The organism is Candidatus Ichthyocystis sparus, assembly GCF_900078745.1.
In the GTDB taxonomy this organism is placed as follows: Bacteria; Pseudomonadota; Gammaproteobacteria; order Burkholderiales; family 2013Ark19i; genus Ichthyocystis; species Ichthyocystis sparus.
In genome coordinates, this window is sequence record NZ_FKII01000099.1 from 1 (window position 1) to 2,000 (window position 2,000).

The following is a 2,000-nucleotide window of genomic DNA, read 5'->3' on the forward strand; positions in this document are numbered from 1 at the left end:
CGCGCATACCACATTAGCGAACGTCTCCACTGGCACACGGGGCAATGTCGAACTCTACAGAAGTGCGCTTCCCGTAGGCGTAGAACTAGTTCCCCGGTCTCAGGATCTGGAACGTCGGCAAAGATCAGTAAGCCGCTGCACTGATGCATCCGCTGCGCCAAACGCTCAAATTCCGCGGCTTCTGCGTAGATTTGCTCGACTTGTTGAGCTTCGCCTCGGTGAACATCCCAAGGCGCATCCTTGGGTGAATAGTCGCTTAGATAATCGCTATTGCAATCTTTTGCAAATTTGCTACAATCATTCCTGATGACTGCTAGAGAGCAAGTCATAAAACCCCCTAGGTTTGTGGTCCCAACTCACATTCTAGGGGGTTTTCCTTTTACATGTCAATACCTACGAAAAGCCAACAGCGGCGCGGGATTCCGCGGATTCCTCATCCTGCAGATATCCCTCTATTATCAAGTTAAGTTAGAACGGCTCGGACACGCCCGTTCCGGCGGACACACCGGAACCGATTTCGGCATCTCTTACACACCCACCGCCGCCTGACGGCGGGTAGAAAGGTCGCAACTCCAGCACCCGTGCACTGCGGATACGGTAGGGGCAAAACGCCGCGCGCTCAGTCGCTTCGCTCCCAACGCGCGCTCTACCGTTGAGGATTTGCCGTCGGGGGGAACGGAGAAACTCTCCCCCCGATGGACCCATGCAGCAACCGTTCTGTCAGACTTACTCATTCCTGCCTAAACAGGAACAAAGCTGACTTCCTGCTTCACCGAGGCCGGTTTCGCCTGGCGCTTGCGCGCCGGGCCAGCGCCTTCCTCTCCACAGGCTTCACATCCGGCGGAACTCGCCGTAGAGCCACTTATGGCGGCCAAGCCATGCGCAAAAAATACAATAACGCGAAATACAATAACGCGCAAGAATAGTCAACTATCGAGAGAACAGTTCAAACCCCCCAAGCGTAGCGCGCGGGGGCGAGGAGCGAAGCGACGAGGGTGGAACCAAGCGAAGCGCAGGTTACACCTTGCTCCTAACCAAAAACCCGAAGGGCGCACTTATGCAAACTCTTGCGAGTTTGCGTGCGGCAGGTGGGGGCCCCCCCCTGCACCCCCCCATCGAGAAAGCTTTGCGTGGCGCGGGATTCCGCGTGTGATACAACCCCATCTAGCTTTCCCTGAACTTGCCCGCTTTGCGGTAGCGCTTCTCTTTACGCTTCCACGAGAAAGCAACCCGGGTTCCATCGTCGGGTGTCTCCGCTGGATCGTCGGCCAGAATGAGATCCTCTTCGGTTTCCTCATCCTCCCGCAAAGCGTCTTTGAGCGCTCCCCCGGAAGCGATGAATCGAAGGTGGTGCACCTGTCGGGTTAGCTCCAGGAACCATTCGTCATCGTCGAACATATCCGAGGGTTTGACGGCGTATTTCAGAACCTCCCTGGCTGCATCCGCAATTGCCTCTGTAGAGGCCTCTAAAGGCGTTTTAGCCGCCTCTAGAGCCTCTCTAGAGGCTTTCTTAGGGCGCACAACGCGGATGTCGACAACTGGGGTGTAGTCAACCCGCAACGACTGTTTCCAAAGCTCCACCCACCGAGAATGCGTGACGTATCCCCTGCCGAAATACGAGGTCGAAACCATCAAAAGGCAATGGAAGTGCGGGTGCGCGGATCCATCTTTCCCTTTGGTAACCTCAGTGGTACGGATCCACCCCAGAACGTTGCGGAACTCCGCTCGATGTGTCAGGCGTTTCCACGCGGCATTCATGCTAGAGATCGTTGCCCGAAGCTCTTTGATGTCGCAATTGCGAACCGTGAGGGTGAGAAACGCCCATCTGGCCGAAGGATATCTCCCCAAGATCTCGGGTAGAGCTTTCTGGAAGCGCGCATACCACATTAGCGAACGTCTCCACTGGCACACGGGGCAATGTCGAACTCTACAGAAGTGCGCTTCCCGTAGGCGTAGAACTAGTTCCCCGGTCTCAGGATCTGGAACGTCGGCAAAGATCA

Annotated in this window: 2 protein-coding genes; both read right to left on the reverse strand. The window is 56.1% G+C overall.

The features are described from left to right. Window positions 1-329: protein rep (locus A6733_RS09810; RefSeq protein ID WP_176696814.1), on the reverse strand; the 329-nt coding region annotated here is incomplete at its 3' end. A gap of 835 nt (window positions 330-1,164) precedes the next feature. Next, the gene (locus A6733_RS08195; RefSeq protein ID WP_092460840.1) at window positions 1,165-1,998 is read right to left on the reverse strand and encodes a protein rep; all 834 of its coding nucleotides are present in this window, start codon (window positions 1,996-1,998) and stop codon (window positions 1,165-1,167) included. Window positions 1,999-2,000: the final 2 nt, after the last annotated feature.